Source organism: Paenibacillus sp. LS-5, from assembly GCF_056121505.1.
In genome coordinates this window covers 12,208-32,053 of record NZ_JBWAVA010000002.1, presented here as the reverse complement: position 1 = coordinate 32,053, position 19,846 = coordinate 12,208, and the positions used below count along the sequence as shown (strand labels likewise).

The 19,846-nt window shown below is 49.4% G+C and carries 16 protein-coding genes; 3 read left to right on the top strand and 13 right to left on the bottom strand.

Going from position 1 to position 19,846, the window contains the following annotated elements:
- Window positions 1-16: 16 nt before the first annotated feature.
- The 6 genes from aspS to AC0MA3_RS03480 form a co-directional block, all read right to left on the bottom strand.
- Window positions 17-1,795, bottom strand: coding sequence for an aspartate--tRNA ligase (gene aspS, locus AC0MA3_RS03505; protein ID WP_474655192.1), 1,779 nt, complete (start codon window positions 1,793-1,795; stop codon window positions 17-19).
- 65 nt (window positions 1,796-1,860) lie between these two features.
- Entirely contained in the window at window positions 1,861-3,114 is a 1,254-nt protein-coding gene (hisS, locus tag AC0MA3_RS03500) for a histidine--tRNA ligase (protein ID WP_474655191.1), read from the bottom strand.
- 822 nt (window positions 3,115-3,936) lie between these two features.
- Window positions 3,937-4,383, bottom strand: coding sequence for a hypothetical protein (locus AC0MA3_RS03495; protein WP_474655190.1), 447 nt, complete (start codon window positions 4,381-4,383; stop codon window positions 3,937-3,939).
- A 61-nt stretch (window positions 4,384-4,444) separates the two neighbouring features.
- Window positions 4,445-4,951, bottom strand: a complete 507-nt coding sequence (locus AC0MA3_RS03490) for a type 1 glutamine amidotransferase domain-containing protein (protein ID WP_379160986.1) — start codon at window positions 4,949-4,951, stop codon at window positions 4,445-4,447.
- Between the two features lie 533 nt (window positions 4,952-5,484).
- On the bottom strand, window positions 5,485-5,928 hold the full coding sequence (gene dtd / locus AC0MA3_RS03485; protein WP_379160984.1) for a D-aminoacyl-tRNA deacylase: 444 nt from the start codon (window positions 5,926-5,928) through the stop codon (window positions 5,485-5,487).
- A 21-nt stretch (window positions 5,929-5,949) separates the two neighbouring features.
- Window positions 5,950-8,130 carry a RelA/SpoT family protein gene (locus AC0MA3_RS03480; protein ID WP_379161581.1) on the bottom strand — a complete coding sequence of 727 codons (2,181 nt, stop codon included), beginning with the start codon at window positions 8,128-8,130 and terminating at the stop codon, window positions 5,950-5,952.
- 304 nt (window positions 8,131-8,434) lie between these two features.
- Between AC0MA3_RS03480 and uraA the strand changes: the two genes are divergently transcribed.
- A complete protein-coding gene (gene uraA / locus AC0MA3_RS03475; protein WP_474655189.1) occupies window positions 8,435-9,745 on the top strand; it encodes a uracil permease in 1,311 nt (436 codons plus the stop codon).
- A 104-nt stretch (window positions 9,746-9,849) separates the two neighbouring features.
- Here uraA and AC0MA3_RS03470 read toward each other — a convergent pair whose 3' ends face one another.
- From AC0MA3_RS03470 to AC0MA3_RS03445, 6 genes are all read right to left on the bottom strand, one after another.
- Entirely contained in the window at window positions 9,850-10,368 is a 519-nt protein-coding gene (locus AC0MA3_RS03470) for an adenine phosphoribosyltransferase (RefSeq protein WP_474655188.1), read from the bottom strand.
- Between the two features lie 77 nt (window positions 10,369-10,445).
- On the bottom strand, window positions 10,446-12,857 hold the full coding sequence (gene recJ, locus AC0MA3_RS03465; RefSeq protein ID WP_474655187.1) for a single-stranded-DNA-specific exonuclease RecJ: 2,412 nt from the start codon (window positions 12,855-12,857) through the stop codon (window positions 10,446-10,448).
- A 28-nt stretch (window positions 12,858-12,885) separates the two neighbouring features.
- Entirely contained in the window at window positions 12,886-13,848 is a 963-nt protein-coding gene (locus tag AC0MA3_RS03460) for a cation diffusion facilitator family transporter (RefSeq protein WP_474655186.1), read from the bottom strand.
- Window positions 13,849-13,968: 120 nt separating this feature from the next.
- The gene (gene secF, locus AC0MA3_RS03455) at window positions 13,969-14,871 is read right to left on the bottom strand and encodes a protein translocase subunit SecF (protein ID WP_379160974.1); all 903 of its coding nucleotides are present in this window, start codon (window positions 14,869-14,871) and stop codon (window positions 13,969-13,971) included.
- On the bottom strand, window positions 14,861-16,111 hold the full coding sequence (gene secD, locus AC0MA3_RS03450; RefSeq protein WP_474655185.1) for a protein translocase subunit SecD: 1,251 nt from the start codon (window positions 16,109-16,111) through the stop codon (window positions 14,861-14,863). The genes secF and secD overlap by 11 nt, the downstream gene beginning before the upstream one ends.
- Before the next feature lie 216 nt (window positions 16,112-16,327).
- Window positions 16,328-16,582 carry a post-transcriptional regulator gene (locus tag AC0MA3_RS03445; protein ID WP_379160970.1) on the bottom strand — a complete coding sequence of 85 codons (255 nt, stop codon included), beginning with the start codon at window positions 16,580-16,582 and terminating at the stop codon, window positions 16,328-16,330.
- Window positions 16,583-16,756: 174 nt separating this feature from the next.
- Here AC0MA3_RS03445 and spoVB point away from each other — a divergent pair, with 174 nt between their 5' ends.
- Complete coding sequence (gene spoVB, locus AC0MA3_RS03440; RefSeq protein ID WP_474655184.1) at window positions 16,757-18,355, top strand: stage V sporulation protein B; 1,599 nt, start codon at window positions 16,757-16,759, stop codon at window positions 18,353-18,355.
- A gap of 7 nt (window positions 18,356-18,362) precedes the next feature.
- Here spoVB and AC0MA3_RS03435 read toward each other — a convergent pair whose 3' ends face one another.
- Entirely contained in the window at window positions 18,363-19,130 is a 768-nt protein-coding gene (locus AC0MA3_RS03435) for a YetF domain-containing protein (protein ID WP_474655183.1), read from the bottom strand.
- Window positions 19,131-19,422: 292 nt separating this feature from the next.
- Between AC0MA3_RS03435 and AC0MA3_RS03430 the strand changes: the two genes are divergently transcribed.
- On the top strand, window positions 19,423-19,815 hold the full coding sequence (locus AC0MA3_RS03430; RefSeq protein WP_379160964.1) for a TIGR04086 family membrane protein: 393 nt from the start codon (window positions 19,423-19,425) through the stop codon (window positions 19,813-19,815).
- Window positions 19,816-19,846: the final 31 nt, after the last annotated feature.

Here is a 19,846-nt window from a genome sequence, read left to right as displayed (position 1 = left end):
TGAATCTTAAAATGATTTATTTCTTTTCTTTGTCTGGCTTAGGGGCCAGCCTGATGTGCAGCTGTTCCAATTGAATAGCATCTACCGGTGAAGGAGCATCCATCAGCAGATCTGTTGCACTCGCTGTTTTTGGGAAGGCAATTGTTTCACGCAGATTGGTACGTCCGGCCAGCAGCATAATCAGACGGTCGAACCCAAACGCGATTCCGCCATGCGGAGGTGTACCATATTCAAAGGCGTCCATCAGGTAACCAAATTTCTCATAGGCAACTTCTGGAGTAAAGCCCAGGGCATCGAACATTTTCTCCTGCACATCACGCTTGTATATACGCTGCGAGCCGCCTCCGACTTCATAGCCGTTAAGTACAATATCGTAGGCCTGTGCGCGGATAGCTCCAGGATCGGTATCGAACAGATGCAGGTCTTCGTCCATAGGACGGGTGAACGGGTGATGTTCTGCTACATAACGCTTTTGGTCTTCATCATAGCCGAGAAGCGGGAATTCAGTTACCCAGGCAAATTTGAATACACTGTCATCGATCAAGCCCAGCTGGCGGCCGATCTTCAGGCGCAGCGCCCCAAGTACATCTGCCACAACCTTCTTATTATCAGCAGAGAAGAGCAGCAGGTCGCCTTCTTCAGCGCCTGTGCGCTCCTTCACCGCAGCAATCTCTTCTTCTGTGAAGAACTTAACGATAGGGCCTTTGAATTCGCCGTCTTTCACTTGAATCCAAGCCAGCCCTTTCGCGCCGTAACGTGCTGCATAAGGTCCCAGATCATCGATTTCCTTACGGGTCCACGTACCGCAGCCTTTGGCATTAAGACATTTCACTTCTCCGCCTTTTTCAATCACAGAGGCGAACACTTTCACACCGCTGGCAGCCACGATATCGTTCATTTCTACCAGTTCAAGACCAAAACGCAGGTCCGGTTTATCTGAGCCATATTTGCCCATAGCTTCTGCATATGTCAGACGCTGGAACGGGGTAGAGACTTCAACCCCAATCGTTTCTTTCAGGAGACGCTGCATCAGCGATTCCATCAAAGAAAGCAGCTCGTCCTGAGGCATGAACGAAGTCTCGATGTCGAACTGGGTGAATTCCGGCTGGCGGTCAGCCCGAAGATCCTCATCACGGAAGCAGCGGGCCATCTGGTAATAACGTTCAATACCGCCAACCATCAACAGCTGCTTGTAGATTTGCGGTGACTGCGGAAGCGCGAAGAATTCACCGTCATGAACCCGGCTCGGCACCAGATAATCACGTGCGCCTTCCGGAGAGCTTTTGGTCAGGATCGGCGTTTCGATATCGATAAAACCTTCGTTGTCCAGGAAGTCGCGGAAGATCTTGGCCGCTTTCGAACGGAGCAGCAGGGTCTTATACATCTCCGGACGGCGCAGGTCCAGGTAACGGTATTTCATACGCAGGGACTCATCGACTTCAACCCCATCTTCAATGAAAAATGGAGGCGTCTTGGCTGCATTCAGCACTTCGATTTCTGTAATCTGTACTTCAATCTCGCCGGTAGGCAGATTACGGTTAATGGTTTCTTCATCTCTTTTAACAACCTTACCCGTAACAGACAGCACATATTCACTGCGAACCTTGTCAGCAGTCTGCAGCGCTTCACCGGAATAGTCCGGGTTGAACACGATTTGCACAATCCCGCTGCGGTCGCGCAGGTCGATAAACAGGACGCCCCCCAAATCCCGGCGGGTCTGCACCCAGCCGTTCAGTGTTACCGTCTCGCCAATGTTACTTAGTGTCAGCTGTCCACAGTTATGACTTCTACTCATAATTTATCCTGCCCCTTTATGGTTAAAATACGTATTTTGGTGTGCTCGTCCATTCCTTACAAATCCTACTCCAGCGACGCTGCCAGGTCTTCCAGCTTGACTGTCCGCTGTTCACCTGTTGCCATCGATTTCAGGGCAATGACGCCATTGTTCAGCTCATCTTCGCCAAGAATCGCTGTATAGCGTGCATTCAAACGGTCTGCCGATTTCATCTGCGCCTTCATCTTGCGTCCAAGATAATCCCGTTCCGCAGAGAATCCAAGGCTTCGCAGCGTGAACAACTGCTTCGTAATCTCCATATCGGCTGCTTCGCCAAGTGCGACAAAATACACATCCAGCGGCTTGGCCTGCTCCAGTTCTACACCCTGATTCTCCAGGATCAGCAGAATGCGCTCGAGTCCGATTCCGAAGCCGATGCCCGGCTGATCCGGCCCGCCGATTTCTTCCACCAGACCGTTGTAACGTCCCCCACCACCAACAGTATCAATAGAGCCGATACCTGCTGCTTTATATTCAAACGCGGTATGCGTGTAATAATCGAGACCGCGTACAAGACGTGGATTAATACTGTATTCGACACCCATAACATCCAGATGTGCTTTGACCTGTTCAAAATGTGTAGTGCATTCCTCATCCAGACTATCGAGAATGGATGGTGCGCCGCCGAATTTATCCTGGTCCACCTTGCAGTCCAGCACACGCAGCGGATTACGTTCCATCCGGCGCTGACAATCACTGCACAGGGTATCCCGCATCGGCCGCAAGAAGTTCAGCAGCTTCTCGCGGTAAGCCGCACGGCTGGGTGCATTCCCTACGGAATTCAGCTCCACCTTCACGTCTTTCAATCCTAAATCCTTGTAGAATTGGTATCCCAGCGATACAACTTCCGCATCAATGGCCGGGTCCACCGCTCCAAAGGCTTCAATACCAAACTGATGGAACTGGCGGTATCTTCCTGCCTGTGGACGTTCATAACGGAACATGGGTCCGATGTAATACAGCTTGCTGACATCCGGTTCACCATACAGCTTGTTCTGGACATAAGCACGCACAACACCAGCGGTTCCTTCCGGACGCAGCGCCAGATCACGGTCGCCTTTATCCTTGAACGTGTACATTTCACCTTCCACGATGTCCGTTGTTTCCCCCACACCGCGTTCAAAAAGCCCTGTGTGCTCGAACATCGGTGTGCGGATCTCACGGTAATTGAACCGCCGGCAAAGGTCTCTCGCCTTGCTCTCTACAACCTGCCATTTCTCCACTGCACCAGGAAGCACATCCTGCGTGCCCGTTGGTTTCTCAAATCTTTCCTTTGCCACAGCCAATCCCTCCTGAAAATAACAAAAAATCCCTCGTCTCTGTTTGTAACAAACAGGGACGAGGGATTATCATAACCAATAATTCACCCGTGGTACCACCCACATTCCGGATTCAGGATATTCCCCCTAAACCCGCTCAAAGCGGTTAACGCCCGCCTACGCGCTCCGGCTACTGACCTGCGGCAATCCTGCGATGGCCTGCTTTCGCCGTGCGTTCTCGGGGAAGTCATTCATCCGTTCATCAACAGAATCCTTACAGCCAGCGCGTAAACAGTCTGTTAGTCCACCTAATGGACTACAGCTGATTCAGCAGGGATTCTTCTCTGGGGTTGTGGGCTACGGATTACTTGGTCCCGTCATCAAAACGTTATAACATATCGTATATTGTTAGATTCTACTGAACCACTGCGCTAAAGTCAAGGCATGAAACAAAATACATCCTCTCCAAGTCCTCTTGAACGCTTGCGCCAAAAAAATGACCTGCAGCCGATTGCTGCAGGTCCATCATCATATATTATAAAAAAGGGGGTCATGCTTTTATTATAAACACGCTATATTAAGGAATCATGAATGAAATATTACGGTTGCATTACAGAAAAGAAAGCGTTTTATTTTCCGGGACATTCCCTATTCTCTTACCTGCAAATTACTTTACACTACAACATTATTCTCTGTCTAGAGATATAGTACAACTTTTGTGTTCCAACACCAAAAAAGGCTCCATCGAGCCCTTTTTGAAGGGTTCTGGAGCCTTTCTGGGGTTCAGCCTGCTAATCTCACCGATACAGCTTTTGCCCCGGAGAAAGCTAGCCTGAGCACACGTTAATCTTCAAATATTTCGACAAAGGCATGCTTGCCCCGCAGGACATCAACGACCTCATTATGCTTTTCTTCAGGTACTTTGAGGGCCATCACATAATGCAGATCGTCCCAATCATGGCCGTCCGCATCCGAATCACTGCGCACATCGCCAGCACTGCGTGCGTCTATGTTGTCATCAAGGTTATCATCCACACGGATGCCCGGTACGATGGCTGCTCCAGATAGCGATCCTGTAGCGCCTGCAACTCCAAAAGCCCCGCCGGCCATGCCTGAGTTGTTGTAGGGCACCAGCGGCAGCAGAATATTACGGTTCCCGCGGTCTCCTTTGTCCAGAGGATCTGTTAATGGAGATACTTCTATGCCTTCCACTTCGTAAGGAATCAAAGCTGTCTTCGCACCTTCTGCTTCACTTTCATTTCTGAAATACGCCTGAATTCTTGTAGTCATGGTCGTTCCCTCCTTCTGAATGGTCAGATCCTTGAGTTCCTGTGATGCTGAATCACGTGTATTACAACACCTTTAGCAGCTCACGCACAAATGCGGGCTCATCTTTGGGTGTACGTGAGGTAATGTAATTGCGGTCCAGGACCACCTCTTGATCCTTAAACTCTGCTCCTGCGTTAATCACATCATCCTTCAGCGGAGGATAGGAAGTTACCGTCCGGCCCTGCAACAGGTCTGCACTGATCAGGATTTGCGGTCCGTGACAGATGGATGCAATAGGTTTGCCTGCACCGTCAGCTTCCTTGACGAACTGGAGAATATCAGGGTTCAGCCGCAGATTCTCCGGCGATGAGCCTCCTGGTATGACCACAGCATCGTAATCACCAGCCTTCACCTCGCTGATTGCTTTATCCGCTGCATAGGAGACATCGCCTTTCTTGCCAAGCAAGGTCTCATTCTTCTTCAGGCCGATAATCTCTGCCTGATGTCCTGCTTTTATCACTTCATCGTAAGGGACTTTCATTTCGGAATCTTCAAAACCGTTTGCCAGCAGAAATGCAACTTTACTCATGAGATTGTTTCTCCTCTCACTGTTCTGTGTTCATTCTGTCTTCGTCTTTCTATTACCCGCATTAAGATGCTTTCTAACGATCCCGGGACAACTCCCGAATATTTACCTTCAAGAACGAAGCGAAGAAAGGAAGATGCATACAGAAACAGCCGCACTCTCCTGCACCTCAGGTGCGCGGCAAAAGACTGCGGCTGTTTCCTTTTAACACTGGACGCTCTTTACAATCTTCGGCACTCTTGGCTGCTGCTATTGCTTCAGCACAGCAACCTGCGCAATAGGCCGGAATGCTGCTCCAGCTTCGCGACTTTTCCGATTGTCTCATGGCCTGACACCCCGCTACCCTACGAATACTTGATCCCTTCTAGTCTGTCCAGCCCAAGCGGGGTCTATCCGTATGAAGGACGGGTCCCCCTTTTAATCATTCCATGTTTATAAAAAAAGTGCCTCACGCCAATTCCTCCCGGAATTACGTAAGACACTCTGGAACATCATCTATAGCGCGTTGGTTCTGTACTACTTCGATACGGAGTTCATTAGCCGCGGCTGTCCAGCAGAAGCGTTACCGGCCCCCAGTTAGTCAGTGACACATCCATCATCGCTCCGAAGACACCCGTCTCCACCTGCAGCCCGCCAGCCCTCAGCTCCTGGTTGAAATAATCATACAGCCGCTCTGCCTCAGCAGGCGCAGCCGCAGCCATAAAGTTCGGACGGCGGCCTTTACGGCAGTCTCCATACAGTGTGAATTGGGATACGGACAATATGGCTCCTCCTGTATCGGTAACACTGAAGTTCATTTTACCGGCCTCATCCTCAAAAATGCGGAGTCCGGCTATTTTATCTGCCAAATACTTGGCGTCCTTCTCTGTATCCTCATGGGTAACGCCGACCAGCAGCATCAGACCCTCACCGATCGTTCCGGTCACTGTATCTGCTACGCTTACTTTGGCTTCCTTGCAGCGCTGCACCACAACTCTCATTACGCCTTCCAGCTCCTTGCTCTATTGCATTATGCGATTAACTGTATATACATCCTTAACCCGTTTCACCTTATCGACCACAGACTGCAGATGATCCGTATTGCGGATCAGAATGGTCATATGAATCATCGCCATTTTGTTCTTGTCACTGCGTCCGGTGACGGCGGAAATATTCGTCTTGCTCTCCGACACGGCCTGCAGCACTTCATTCAGCAGTCCATTGCGGTCATGTCCGGTAATCTCAATATCCACACTGTAGTTGGCCTCCATGCTGCCTTCCCACTCCACTTCGATAACCCGTGCCGATTCTTCCCCATCCCCTTCGGTGGGAATATTCGGACAGTCCTCACGATGGACGGAAACACCGCGGCCGCGGGTCACATAACCGATAATATCGTCGCCAGGCACTGGGTTGCAGCATCGGGCAAAACGAACCAGCAGATTATCAATGCCTTTTACACGCACCCCGTTGGTCGGCTGATTGCGTCTCTCCCCGCTGGACTTGATTTCTTTCATTTCGGAAGTAAGCTCCAGATGGCCGGCCGCTTCTTCCTGTTCCTTGCGTAGCTTCTCTGTAAGCTTGGAAGCGATTTGGGCAGCGGTAATGCCGCCAAAACCCACGGCTGAGAGCATATCCTCCACATCATTGAACGCGAACTTCTTAGACACTTCCGACAATTTGTCTTCTGTCAGCCAATCTGACACTTCTACGTTCAGACGCTTCAGTTCACGCTCAATGGCTTCCCGGCCCTTTTCAACGTTCTCCTCGCGTTTCTCCTTCTTGAACCACTGCTTGATCTTACTGCGGGCATGGGAGGACTGGGCGATCTTCAGCCAATCACGGCTTGGGCCGTAAGAGTTCTTCGAAGTTAGAATCTCCACGATATCCCCGGTCTTCAGCTTATGATCCAGCGGTACAATACGCCCGTTCACCTTCGAGCCGATCGTCCGGTTCCCAACCTCTGTATGAATCCGGAAGGCAAAGTCGAGCGGCACAGAACCTGCTGGAAGCTCCACAACCTCACCCTTAGGGGTGAACACAAATACAAGATCCGAGAAAAAGTCCATCTTCAACGATTCTACGAACTCTTCTGCATCTTTAGCCTCATGCTGGAGTTCCAGAATCTCACGGAAAAATGGCATCCGGTTCTCCGGATTGACATTATTACTGCTGCCTTCTTTGTAAGCCCAGTGGGCCGCAATCCCGAACTCGGCTGTACGGTGCATCTCCCACGTGCGGATTTGCACTTCAGTCGGTTCTCCGCCCGGACCCACCACGGTAGTGTGCAGCGATTGGTACATGTTCGCTTTGGGCATAGCAATATAATCCTTGAAACGGCCAGGCATCGGCTTCCAAAGAGTATGAATAATGCCGAGTGTGGCATAACAATCCTTAATATTGTCGACGATAATGCGGATGGCAAGCAAATCATAAATTTCGTTGAACTGCTTGTTCTTCGTATTCATCTTGTTATACACACTGTAAATATGCTTGGGACGGCCCGAAAGATCTCCTTCGATGCCCATTTCATCCAGTTTGGAACGGATTCGGCCGATAACGTTGTCGATGAACTGTTCCCGTTCCGCACGTTTCTTATGGACCAGGTTGGCAATACGGTAATACTGCTGCGGGTTTAAATAACGGAGAGCAATATCCTCCATCTCCCATTTGATCGCGGAAATCCCCAACCGGTCCGCAATGGGACAAAAAATCTCCAGCGTTTCGTAAGAAATACGGCGCTGGCTTTCTTCTGACTGGTACTTAAGAGTGCGCATATTATGCAGACGGTCTGCCAGCTTGATCACAATGACCCGGATATCCTGAGCCATGGCGATGAACATCTTGCGGTAGTTCTCGTTCTGCTGCTCCTCCTTGGAGCGGAAGCGAATCCGTTCCAGTTTGGTTAAACCGTCCACTAGCATCGCGCAGGTATCGCCAAACTTCTCGCGGATCTGCTCCAGCGAAACCGTAGTATCTTCTACAACATCATGCAACAGCGCTGCAATTATGGAGATAACATCCATTTGCATATTGACGACAATATCTGCGACCGCGAGCGGATGCAGAATGTATGGCTCCCCCGATTTCCGAACCTGCCCGTAATGAGCCTGATCGGCAAATTCATAAGCTTCCCGGATGCGGAGAAGATCTTTTTCTTTTATATAGGCGCCGGCCTTTTCGGTTAATTGCTCTATGCCCATTCTCGTCGTATCCGTTTCCTTTCTATAATAAAATGAACCCGCAAGCGTTGCAGAATTTGCAGGTTCCATATGTTTCGAATCTGCGCTACCCGCAGTGTAAAGTTGTCTATAATTATGACGCTTGCGATGGATTACGTCAACACTTGCCACAGCATGGCATACGGGCAAGGTATTGTGTCGAGAATAGACAATTTCGTGGCACTTGCAAAAATGTTGTTGTAAAAAGACGCCGTTCTATTTAATCTAGTAAAGGCGGTTTTTTGGAACCTCACATAAAATAGACATGAAAGAGAAGTGAATACCATTGCAACGCGAAATTCAAGTTAATCAAAAGCTCCCATGGGGTCCTGGTTTTCTGCTGAGTCTTCAACATTTGTTCGCTATGTTCGGCAGTACGGTGCTTGTCCCTAACCTGTTCGGAGTCGACCCCGGCATGATCCTGCTGATGAACGGTATCGGCACACTGCTGTACATTCTGATCTGCCGCGGCAAAATCCCTGCATACCTCGGCTCAAGCTTTGCCTTTATCTCCCCGGTGCTCAGCGTACTGGACAAACATAAGGGAGATCATATGCATGGATATTCGCTTGCACTGGGTGCTTTTATCGTAACTGGCGTGATCTTCATCCTTGTCGCATTGATTGTCCGTTATGCCGGAACCGGTTGGATTGATGTTGTGTTTCCTCCGGCGGTTATGGGCGCTATCGTAGCGACCATCGGACTGGAACTGGTACCCGTTGCGGCGCGCATGGCTGGACTGATTGCTCCCGAAGGCGTAAGTGTGGCCGACTGGACTCCCGATACCAAAGCGATCACCCTTTCTATGGTAACACTGGGCGTAACTGTCATTGGCGCAGTGCTCTTCCGTGGTTTCCCCAAAATCATTCATATCCTCATCGGTATCGTAACCGGTTATGTTCTGGCTTATATTATGCAAGTGGTGAATACAGACGCGATCTCGAGCGCGCACTTCTTTTCCCATCCCACCATTATTACCCCATCCTTCGACTGGCAGGTCATCCTGACCATTATCCCGGTATCGCTTGTAGTCATTGTAGAACACATTGGCCACTTGCTCGTTACCAGCAACATTGTCGGCAAAGACCTGACCAAGGACCCCGGACTGGACCGCTCGCTGATGGGCAACGGGATTTCCACTATTCTTTCCGGATTCTTCGGTTCTACCCCAAACACCACTTACGGTGAAAATATCGGTGTTATGGCGCTAACCAAAGTATATTCGGTCTATGTGATCGGCGGTGCAGCTGTGATTGCGATCCTGCTCTCGTTCTCCGGAACTTTCTCCTCTATTATTGCCAATATTCCGCAGCCTGTTATGGGTGGTGTCTCCCTGCTGCTGTTCGGTGTCATTGCGGCTTCCGGTCTGCGTATCTTTGTTGAGCAAAAGGTTGATTTCTCCAAAGCAACCAACATGATTCTGGCAACTTTGGTTCTTGTAGTCGGCATTAGCGGTATCTCGCTTAAACTTGGCGGTGTAGAGCTTAAAGGTATGGCGCTTGCAACCATTGTCGGCATGATTCTGTCCCTGCTGTTCAAAGTAATTGAAGTACTTGGCTTATCGAATGAGCAGGACAGCGACAAAACTGCACATTAATATACACTTAATAAACGGGATATATGCTGTATATAAAAGCGGACTACTGTCATAATCGACAGCAGTCCGCTTTTTATTTCCCGGGAAAAGTCACCAGGGTTAAATTAATCTTCGTAAGTAAGCAGCGAATGAATCTCAATACCGGAAAGCTTATTCCGTCCGGCAAGCTGTGTCAATTCGATCAGGAAGGCCGCTCCGACCACTTTGCCGCCCAACTGCTCGATCAAATTGACCGAAGTGGCGATAGTGCCACCCGTTGCCAGCAAATCATCTGCAATAAGAACGTTCTGTCCAGGTTTGACCGCATCCGTGTGAACGGCAAGCGTATCTTTTCCGTATTCCAGATCGTAACCCACCTCAATCGTGTCGTACGGAAGCTTGCCGCTCTTGCGGATCGGCACAAAACCGACCCCGAGTGCATAGGCCAGGGGGGCGCCTACCACAAATCCGCGTGCCTCCGGGCCGGCAATTACGTCGATCTGCAGATGCGATACCAGAGCCTTCAGCTCATCAATCGCCCGGCGGTAAGCCTCACCATCCTTAAGCAGGGTAGTAATATCTTTGAAGCTGATGCCCGGCTGCGGGAAATCCGGAATCACACGAATACTGTCTTTTAAATCCACACTATCATCTCCTAAAAGTTTGTGAGCGTTACCTCACTGAATTAACTTCGAACCAACTTGCTCCGAAAAGCATTTAGTTATCCCAACCGGAAATCATCCAGCCGGCGGGATAAGATCCACTCCTGCAGCTCGCTGCGGCTGCTTTCCATGAAATAACGTTCCAGCTCCGCCGTTTGTTCCAGTCTCACAAAATGCTGCGAAGCAGTAAGGCTCTTAGCAGCGGGCTGTGTAACAAAGGTAACTGTCCCCTTGGTACGCTCAATAAAATCGAGCTCCTCGAATACGTCGAGCATTTTGGCAAGCATGCGCATCCCCATGGATGACTGCCTGGTGAGCCTCAGCAGCAGTTCATGCTCGGGTATTGGAGCTGCTGCCAGCGCAGCCAATGATTTATACAGCACTTTGAAGTGGTCTCTTGTCGGCACCTGAAGCCGGTCCCGACCATCCCTGATCGAATGCAGCAAGGCAATGTTATCTGCATGCGGGAATGCAGCAAGGAGCGCATCCAGCTGTTCCGGGGTCTCCGGCATATCGAGCAGACAGAGTAAGGATATCCGTGTGCCTTCTGAATCTGCCGGTTCAAGCCGAACCGGTGATATGCCAGCGTCTTCATCATATACCCATAGGGACATGCCTTGAAGAGCACTCATAGGCGACAAGCGGCTGTTCTGGAATACAGCAGCTGTTCTGAGCGGCTCTACACCACAATAAGGCTGCAACAGCTCTGTAAGCTGTGCGGCTTGTTTCACCGCATCGGCGGCACCGCGGAGGTCAAATAGCTGCGGACTCTCCACCGCCAGATCCTGCAGGATAAGCTGTGGTTTACGAGAGCCATTCCATTCGTTGACCGACAGCTCGGCCAGAATATTGATCAGTGTTCCGCCCGGGAGTAATTCAGCAAGCCCTCCTTTGCCAAAGGCCACCACTTCAATAGTATGACTGCCCTGCTGTAGAACAATCTTCAAGTGTTTGCCATCCTGGCCCATCTTACGGGTTTCTTTCACAGCAGCACCACGAACGATGAATTTGGGCACCGGGTTAGCCATTCCAAATGGAGCCAGCCTGTCCAGTTCGAGCGCAGCCTGCAGCGACAAATCAGCAATCTCCGTCTCTGCATCCGCAGCAGTCACCGGCAGAAGATGTTCCGGCTTCAGTACCTTCGCAGCATACTCATTTAAAGCTGCCGCAAAATCTATCAATTTGTCCTGATGCAGGCTCATCCCGGCCGCAGCTGGATGTCCGCCGAAATGATCCATTAGGTCTGCACAGGAGGATAAAGCTTCGTAGATATCCAAACCGGGAATTGAACGGGCTGAACCCTTGCACATGCCTGTCTCGGGATGAATGTCCAGAATAATCACAGGACGATAGTATCGTTCCAACAGCTTGGAGGCAACTATTCCTACTACTCCGACATTCCATCCTTGATGGGCTAGCACAACAATATCAGGAAGCTTGTCCTTCTGAATCTGGAGTTCCAGCATGGCAGTGGCTTCGGCCGCTATTCTCTCGACAACCAGCTGGCGTTCCTTATTCAACAGATCCAGTTCACCGGCAAGCTGCTCAGCCTCATCCATGTGCTCCGTAGTCAGCAAAGTAACAGCACGTCCAGCATGGTCCAGCCGTCCACTGGCATTGATCCGAGGTGCCATTCCAAAAGCAATGTTCACTGCACTTACGGTATCTATCGTTATTCCGCTTACTCCAAGCAGGGCTCGTATGCCCGGGAATGGCGAGTTCCTCATACTGGAGAGGCCTTTGCGAACAATGCTGCGGTTCTCGTCCAGAAGTGGCATCAGATCAGCAACGGTCCCAATTGCAGCGATCTCACTCCATTCTTCAGGAACCTCATCACCAAGCAGTGCCTGTGCCAGCTTGTACGCCACCCCTACACCCGCTAATCCTTTGAACGGATAAGGACAATCGGGCAGCTTGGGATTAATCAGAGCATAAGCTTCAGGCAAAAGCTCCGGTGGTTCATGATGATCCGTAACGATCACATCCATCCCAAGCCCGCTGGCGTATGCAATTTGATGATAGGCACTGATACCAGTATCTACCGTGATGACAAGCGATACACCTTGCTGCTTTGCCCAGTCCAGCGCATGATTGTGCAGTCCGTAGCCTTCATTTGCGCGGTGTGGAATATAAATATCAAAAGAAGCGCCCAGGTAGCGCAGCAGATAGATCATCAGCGCAGTACTGGACACTCCGTCCGCATCATAGTCGCCATATACAAGGATATGCTCTTCTTCCTGTAAAGCCTTTCTAATCCGGGGTACTGCTTCGGTCATCCCCTTAAGCAGAAAGGGATCATACCCTTCCTGATCTCCGCCTTCCATGAACATAAGCGCCTTGTCCGGCGTGTTCAGGCCTCGCTTCACAAGTAACGATGACAGGAGCGGAGAAACTGAAAGGCTCCGGGCCAATTCCCGAACTTCATCAGGATCGGCTGCCGGAGATTGCCATCTTGTTTTTGAATGAAGCAATAGATTTCACCTTTCTCTCCCTTAGCGGCTATTGAAGCAACGTTGGGATTTCATTGTCAACAAGCTCGTGGTTGCTTTTGTAAGGATAACCCGGATCATACGGTACAACATCCATATGAACCTCGCCTACATGCACAAAACGGTGCTGTAAAAGCTTTCTGGCGCATTCCGAAATATCCTGGGCTTCCATAACCGTGATACGCGGATTCACGCTGATTTTCACCTGTAGATTAACATAACGTCCTTGCTCCAGTGCCTGCAAATATTCTACCCGGATCACACCATGCACCCGCTGGACAGTTTCAATAAAGTTGGCTGCTTCTTCAGAAGGCAGCTCCTGAAGTTTATTACCGTACACAGAAGCAGTGATGAGCAAATAACCTTTGCGGATGATCAAGCAGCCGGTTAATAGCGCAGCAATTGGGTCCATATATAACAGGGGATGCCAGTTTAACGATCCTCCGGCCATCGCCAGGGAAATCCCGATTACTACAGTAATTGAAGTATATAGACTGAAACGGTGGTTATCTGCATATGCAGCATGACTGCCATCGCCCTTTTTTTTGAAATAACGGTACTGGTACTGAAAAATGGCCTCTTTCACAACAATAGAGATGAATACGGCAACAATTGCCGCTTGCTCTGGTGCAGACAAATGTCCTCTCGTCAGATCACGAATCGCTGAGAAGACTATTTGAAGCCCCCCCATTAGAATAAGTACTGAAAAAAGAATAGCTATAATCGGTCCCTTATGGTTCTCTTGATTTCGCTGGGTTGATCTATTCTTCTGATCTCGCTCTGTCCGCCACGGAAGCGGAAGAATCTCTGCCAGCTTGGCGGCCGCATCAGATCCTGAATATAAGGCATCACCAATTAATGCCTTACTGCCCGAGACATAACCAATAGTCCCTTTGGCTACAGCCAATGCAAGATCACCTGCAACTCCGGTCCAGACTACTCTATCATTTGGTGGTGATTGTTTGTCATACATTCCGAGTTCCTCCTTGCCACTAGCAAGTAATCTCATGATGACTGCTTGGCCAGACATTCCACTCCAAAGATTTCGAAAAGCCGCGTCGTCTTTGACGCGGCTTTTCGGGTGTAACTGGCTTTAGGCTTTGGCCGGATTGCTCTTTACGGCCGTCTTCTGACGCTTCTTCAACAGCAACCAGAGCGGACTTGCGATAAAGATAGATGAATACGCTCCGGAAAGCAAACCGATAACCATCGCAAGAGAGAACATTTTGATCGACTCTCCCCCAAGAATAAGCAGGAAGAATGCGGCAATAAACACCGTAAATGCTGTATAAAGGGACCGCAGAAGAGTCTGGGACACACTTTTGTTAACCAGCAGTTTAAGATCCTCATAGGTTTTCTGCTTGCCGAACCGCAGATTCTCACGAATACGGTCAAAGATAACGATCGTATCATTGATGGAATAACCTATAATCGTCAAGACAGCGACTATAAAAGTCAAATCGACCTCCAGACGGAAAATGGAGAAGACGGATACGACGATAAACGCATCATGGATGAGCGCTACAATCGCAGCCAAGGCAAACCGCCATTCAAAGCGGATACTTACGTAAATGATAATCCCGAGACAGGAGAGAAGCACAGAATAGATGGCATTACGCGCCAGTTCTTTGGCCATTTCCGTATCTACAGTATTGACCTCGAAGGAGGCTTTATCATCCAGCTTGGTAATCGAAGCTTTCAGTGCCTGATCCTGAGTGTTGTCAAGTTCCTTATCATAACGGATATTCACACGTTTCTCACCCAATGTGATTGTCGGCTCACTCGAGATCCCAAGACCATCCAGAGCAGGTTTAAGCTGTTCCAGGGTGATATTCTTCGACAACGCCACATCCACATTTGAGCCTGCTTTGAAGTCAACACTGTAGTTCAAGCCCATAGTTGCCAGAAAAATTAGACCTGCTATCGTAATGGCAATGGAAAAAATATAGAAAAATTTGCTCAGGTGTACAAAATCAAGCTCTTTTTTAAAGCGCACGGATGTCACTCTCCTTTACCCCAAATTGCTTCGGCTTTTTCAGCGCACCGGCTTTAACGAGCACGGTAAGCAGCCAATGGGCAAAATAAAGGTTCGTTGCTATACTAAGCACAATTTCCACAATCAGGATCAGTGCAAAACCTTTAACCGCACCGGTACCAAAAGCGAACATTACAGCCGCTACAATGATAGTGGTTACGTTCGCGTCCATTACTGTACGGAAAGAAGTTTTGTTCCCTGCTTTGACAGAAGACAGTATGCTCTTGCCGCTGCGCATTTCTTCCCTTATCCGTTCATTGGTAATGATATTGGCATCAACCGCCATCCCTATACCGAGAATGAATGCGGCAATACCGGGGAGAGTCAAGGTAAAGTCGGCAATGACAAACACCGCAATCAGCAGCCAGGTATGAAGGATCAGCGCGAAGCTGGCAAGAGCACCCGGCAGGCGGTACATGCCGATCATGAAGATCAGAATAATTACAGAACCCACAAGACCAGCTTTGATGGTCTGATCCAGTGACTGTTTACCCAATGTTGCGCCTACGCTTTGGGAATATTTCTCGGTCAGTTTCAATGGCAGCGCACCGAGGTTGATAGTATCAGCCAATTCACGGGCCTGATCCAGCGTATAATTCCCTGAGATTGAAGCATTGCCATCGGAGATCTCTGTATTGACATTGGGATCTGAGAGCATTCTATCATCAAGATAGATTACAAGTTTCTGTCCCACCAGACGTTTGGTAATCTCAGCAAATTTGGACTTATCTTTGACCTTGATGCTGATTTCCGGCCGGTTCAGATTATCGCGTTGAACATCTGCCGCACCTTCTACAAAATCACTACCTACAAGCTCAATCTTGCTGTAGGTTCCGGCAGCATCGCCTGGAGCGGCACTACGGAAAGTAAGAACAGCAGGTTCTTTCATTTTCTTGCGGACTTCGGCCTCGTCGGTAACGCCCGCAATCTTCAGACGGATGCGGTCCGTTCCTTCGGTAGTAACCTCAGGCTCACTTGTTCCAAGCGCGTTCGCCCGTTTTTCCAGGCTTTCCGCTGTCTTTTGGAGTGAAGCACGGGTTAATTCAGCGCCCGCCTCCATCGGCTCGGCGTGATACAGGATCTCGAAGCCGCCTTTCAGGTCAAGACCCAGACGGACCTTGTCCAGCAGCCCGGGAGTGGTAAACACCATGACTCCTGTCAATACGAGCACGGTAATAATAAAGCTCAACATTCTCTTCATGCTCTTGCTAGTTCCCCTTTCATTACTCAATATTCCTATTATAGCCACGTGCGAAATCACCGTCAATTCAGGAAGGAATGACGTTACATTTTTCACACAAAGAAACGGCCTGCTCTGCTCAAGCGGCAAGCCATCCGTTTTTGATAGGAAATGGTGAATTACTCTTCTCTTACTTTAACGCTTCCTGAACCCGTTTGCAAAAGCAAATCGTTCCTTTTATGCGTTCAAACCGCGATAAGCGGCAATAGTCAGATAGTTCATATAACTATTGGCCTTGAGTGAATAGATATCATTCACCAGCTTATGCAGGGCAGGCCTGCCTTCCTTGGCGTAATTGCGGCTAACGCAATCCCAAATATCCTTGCCCGTTACATATTCATAGCCGAGGAGCCGAAATTCCTCCGCTTTACTGCGGCACATGGCTTCGAATTCATCACTAAGCTGTTCGTAATTCCATTGTTCCGATTCCACGTGTTGACACCTCCAAAGATCGCTCGCTTATGCATGTTCACAGTATGTATTCGACTATACTTCCCGGTTTCCTTCTTCCTGCTGAAAAGTTGTCACAACTAAAGCTTGTCATCGAAAGGACCCTCAGCCGCATATCAATGTATGAGAGACTACTTTGGGAAGAAGGAGTGCCCTTTGAGGAAACAGAGCTTTATACAAGGAACCTTGATATTGCTGGCCGCAGGCATCATTAACCGGATGCTCGGTTTTATTCCGCGGATTATTTTACCGCGTGTGATCGGCGCCGAGGGCGTAGGTCTCTATCAGCTTGGTTATCCGTTTTTCATTGTGCTGGTTACCATTATCACCGGAGGAATCCCGCTGGCAATTGCCAAAATGGTCGCTGAAGCCGAAGGAGAGGGGCGCCCGGAGGAATCCAAGAGGATTTTGCATACCGGACTTTCTCTTAGTCTGGGACTTGGTGTCTTTTTTACACTGCTTTCCCTTTTCGGCGCCTCATGGGTTTCGAGTGTAGTTCTGACGGACAACCGTGTCTATTACACCTTCATAAGTATGACACCCATGATCGCCATTGTTGCCGTGTCCGCAATTTATAGAGGCTACTTTCAAGGCAGGCAGAACATGATTCCCTCGGCACTGTCTTCTGTACTGGAATCGGTGATTCGAATTGTATTTATGTTATGGTTCTCCTGGCTGCTGCTTCCGAGGGGAATCGCCTATGCCGCTGCCGGAGCCATGTTGGGGGTAACCGTCGGAGAAGTCGTCGGAATGCTGGCGCTTCTATGGCAATATTATTTTATCGTAAAAAAGGACAAGAAGACAGGTTTATCCCTCACTTCAGATTCTTCTGAACCTGCACCAGGAAAGGCGCTTCACTCCATTTCTTCCAACAGGGATCTCTCCATATTGAAGCGGTTGATCCGGATTTCTGTTCCTGTCACTGCGGGACGTCTTGTGGGTTCATTCTCTTACTTGCTGGAATCCATTATCACTGCGCGCAGCCTAGCGTTCGCTGGAATTGCTACCGCTGCGGCCACCGCTCAATACGGCTCCCTCCAGGGGATGGTTATTCCCTTGCTGCTTCTGCCTGGGGTGCTCAGCTCCTCACTCGCTGTGTCTCTCGTCCCCTCTTTATCAGAGGCTGCGGCGCGGCATGATCTGCCCACGATCCACAAACGAATGCATCAGGCGCTACGCCTAGCCATGGTAACTGGTGCACCGTTTGCTGCCGTTATGTACATCTTTGCTGTACCGCTCTGTACATTAATGTACGGCAATGCCGATACGGCCCCGATGCTGCGGATGATGGCCCCTTTCGCTTTGTTTCTATATGTCCAAGCACCGCTTCAGGCGGCTCTCCAGGCGATGGAACGGCCGGGTAGAGCTTTGGTCAATACCCTGATTGGCGCGGTCATCAAAATCTTGCTGATTCTCGGCCTGGCTTCACAACCAGAGTACGGCATCTATGGAGCGATTATCGCCATTATTGTCAACAGCATTCTGGTGACTCTTCTGCACGGAATCAGCGTGATCAGGCTGGTATCGCTATCGCTGAGATTGGCCGATCCGTTCAAAACATTTGCCGCAATGATCATTATGGCAGCAGGTATGTCATATATCTATACCTCCGTCCCAATTGCTTCCGTTCAGTGGGTACAATTTTTGTTAGCCTCATGCAGTGGAATGGCGATCTACTTTGGAATCTGCCTTCTGTCCGGCTTGATCTCTGTCCATGATCTGGACCGGGTGCCTTTTATTAAAAAATGGCGCTGAACAGCATTCAATGGTTATGCAGACGATCTACATATATTCTGCCTTTATGGTCAATGGAGCATAGGAATACATCCCGAAAATCCGAGACACCCTTTTGCCGAATTTGGGTTCTGAGCCAGAATCTCGTCTTTCCGATCATCTCCAAATTCTGGTCCTGTACCTTACCATCCATGATAAGTGGAATCGGCAGGCCTTCATATCTGATTTTATGGCTTGGCAGCTTCACACGATCTGAACTATTCCCTTCAGAATTCCCGTTAGGCTGTCCCGATTCTGCTGCAGTACTGCTATTACCACTTTGATTAGTGGAAGATATGCCTTTGTTTTTTTCGATAACGGTCAGTTGGCCGCTCGTTTCCAGAATCGCAAATTCTACATCTGCCGGGCTGTCGATATTCTGACCTCTCAACTGAAGCATCAGATCATCAATGTTATACCGCTGCTTACGCATCTCTCCTCGGTGCAGCTTACCGTCCGAAATCAGAATGCTTGGCTTGCCGTCGATCAGCAGCCGCAGCTTTCTACTCTTCAGGCTAAGCTGTGCGACGAGGATCTGAATAAGCACCAGCGTTGCCATCGGCACCAGACCGTCATAAATTGGCCGTTCTATATCTTCAATTGAAAAAACCGCTATCTCGGCAATCATGATGGAGATCGTCAGATCAAATACCGAGAGCTTACCGATTTCCCTTTTACCCATAATCCGCATGCACAGGAAAATGAAGATATACATCAGCACAGTCAGGAATATATGGGCAGAAATATGCTGGAACATATTCTCTTCGCTCCCCTTCCATTGACCCCCCGCTTTTGTTGGGAGAGGGCACATTTATGTACCCCTATTCTGGCCTCTCAGCCGAGGGAACATTCGGAAGACGGGTTATTAATTAATGGTAAAAAGACGTCATGACTATTCTTGTACTATTGGGGCAAGCCTCCCCATACAATAGTTAGTAATTAACCTTGCGCATTGTATCGCACAAAAAACTTAGCATATGCTTCCGGGGCAGTTTTTTCGTAGCTAATCTCGTAGGGTATCGCTCAAAAAACTTTTAGGAGGTTGTACCATGTATTTAATACGGCGCCTGTTCTCGTGGAGAATATCGAGTCCTGTATTATCCGGTTTGTGCCGCTCCTTCTTATGGATGCTGCTTGGAGCGGTTGTCCTCTCCCTGTTCCTGTGGGGCAGCGGACTCGAAGAACAGGATCTTACCATGTACACCTATATTGTTCACGGCATTGCTGCCGCCTTCGGTGGATTGACCGCAGGCCGGAGATCATCGAGCAGGGGCTGGTACCACGGGGGAATGACGGGGGCTTTCTACGGAATAATTGTATTACTGATTGGTTTTTTGGCATTGGATAGTGCACCTGCCGGCATAGACTGTTTATGGATACTTGCTGCTTCAGGCATCGCAGCATTCGGCGGAATGTTTGGGGTTAATTTACATAAATCCTAAATAATTTAATTTCTCAAAAAATCGAATCCGA

Excerpts from the sequence above, each read along its gene's own strand:
- aspS (WP_474655192.1), bottom strand. The coding sequence starts at position 1,795 with ATGAGTAGAAGTCATAACTGTGGACAGCTGACACTAAGTAACATTGGC.
- AC0MA3_RS03495 (WP_474655190.1), bottom strand. The coding sequence starts at position 4,383 with ATGACTACAAGAATTCAGGCGTATTTCAGAAATGAAAGTGAAGCAGAA.
- AC0MA3_RS03490 (WP_379160986.1), bottom strand. The coding sequence starts at position 4,951 with ATGAGTAAAGTTGCATTTCTGCTGGCAAACGGTTTTGAAGATTCCGAA.
- dtd (WP_379160984.1), bottom strand. The coding sequence starts at position 5,928 with ATGAGAGTTGTGGTGCAGCGCTGCAAGGAAGCCAAAGTAAGCGTAGCA.
- AC0MA3_RS03480 (WP_379161581.1), bottom strand. The coding sequence starts at position 8,130 with ATGGGCATAGAGCAATTAACCGAAAAGGCCGGCGCCTATATAAAAGAA.
- AC0MA3_RS03460 (WP_474655186.1), bottom strand. The coding sequence starts at position 13,848 with ATGTATGACAAACAATCACCACCAAATGATAGAGTAGTCTGGACCGGA.
- secD (WP_474655185.1), bottom strand. The coding sequence starts at position 16,111 with ATGAAGAGAATGTTGAGCTTTATTATTACCGTGCTCGTATTGACAGGA.
- AC0MA3_RS03435 (WP_474655183.1), bottom strand. The coding sequence starts at position 19,130 with ATGTTCCAGCATATTTCTGCCCATATATTCCTGACTGTGCTGATGTAT.
- AC0MA3_RS03430 (WP_379160964.1), top strand. The coding sequence starts at position 19,423 with ATGTATTTAATACGGCGCCTGTTCTCGTGGAGAATATCGAGTCCTGTA.